Source organism: Streptomyces sp. AC512_CC834, assembly GCF_019049325.1.
Lineage (GTDB): Bacteria > Actinomycetota > Actinomycetes > Streptomycetales > Streptomycetaceae > Streptomyces.
This window is the reverse complement of record NZ_JAGMUO010000057.1, coordinates 1-1,254: the sequence shown is the minus strand read 5'-3', so window position 1 is coordinate 1,254 and position 1,254 is coordinate 1. Positions and strand designations below refer to the sequence as shown.

1 rRNA gene is annotated in these 1,254 nt (G+C 57.0%); it reads right to left on the bottom strand.

The features are described from left to right. Positions 1 to 1,254: ribosomal RNA gene (locus KUM40_RS20760) — 23S ribosomal RNA — on the bottom strand; the annotation flags it as partial.

Sequence of the window (1,254 nt, the reverse complement as noted above, 5' to 3'; positions counted from 1 at the left end):
GGCTCCACCACTTTCCATTCCCCGAAGGGTCCGGAACGGCTTCACGGACTTAGCATCGCCTGGTTCGATGTTTGACGCTTCACAGCGGGTACCGGAATATCAACCGGTTATCCATCGACTACGCCTGTCGGCCTCGCCTTAGGTCCCGACTTACCCTGGGCAGATCAGCTTGACCCAGGAACCCTTAGTCAATCGGCGCAAACGTTTCTCACGTTTGTATCGCTACTCATGCCTGCATTCTCACTCGTGAACCGTCCACAACTCGCTTCCGCGGCTGCTTCACCCGGCACACGACGCTCCCCTACCCAACCCAGCACCCGTTGGGGCTCCTGCTGGATTGACACGACTTCGGCGGTACGCTTGAGCCCCGCTACATTGTCGGCGCGGAATCACTAGACCAGTGAGCTATTACGCACTCTTTCAAGGATGGCTGCTTCTAAGCCAACCTCCTGGTTGTCTGTGCGACTCCACATCCTTTCCCACTTAGCGTACGCTTAGGGGCCTTAGTCGATGCTCTGGGCTGTTTCCCTCTCGACCATGGAGCTTATCCCCCACAGTCTCACTGCCGCGCTCTCACTTACCGGCATTCGGAGTTTGGCTAAGGTCAGTAACCCGGTAGGGCCCATCGCCTATCCAGTGCTCTACCTCCGGCAAGAAACACACGACGCTGCACCTAAATGCATTTCGGGGAGAACCAGCTATCACGGAGTTTGATTGGCCTTTCACCCCTAACCACAGGTCATCCCCCAGGTTTTCAACCCTGGTGGGTTCGGTCCTCCACGACCTCTTACAGCCGCTTCAACCTGCCCATGGCTAGATCACTCCGCTTCGGGTCTTGAGCGTGCTACTCAAACGCCCTCTTAGGACTCGCTTTCGCTACGGCTTCCCCACCCGGGTTAACCTCGCAACACACCGCAAACTCGCAGGCTCATTCTTCAAAAGGCACGCAGTCACGAGACGAAGAGCAAGCTCTCCGTCCGACGCTCCCACGGCTTGTAGGCACACGGTTTCAGGTACTATTTCACTCCGCTCCCGCGGTACTTTTCACCATTCCCTCACGGTACTATCCGCTATCGGTCACCAGGGAATATTTAGGCTTAGCGGGTGGTCCCGCCAGATTCACACGGGATTTCTCGGGCCCCGTGCTACTTGGGTGTCTCTCAAACGAGCCGCTGATGTTTCGACTACGGGGGTCTTACCCTCTACGCCGGACCTTTCGCATGTCCTTCGCCTACATCAACGGTTTCTGACTCG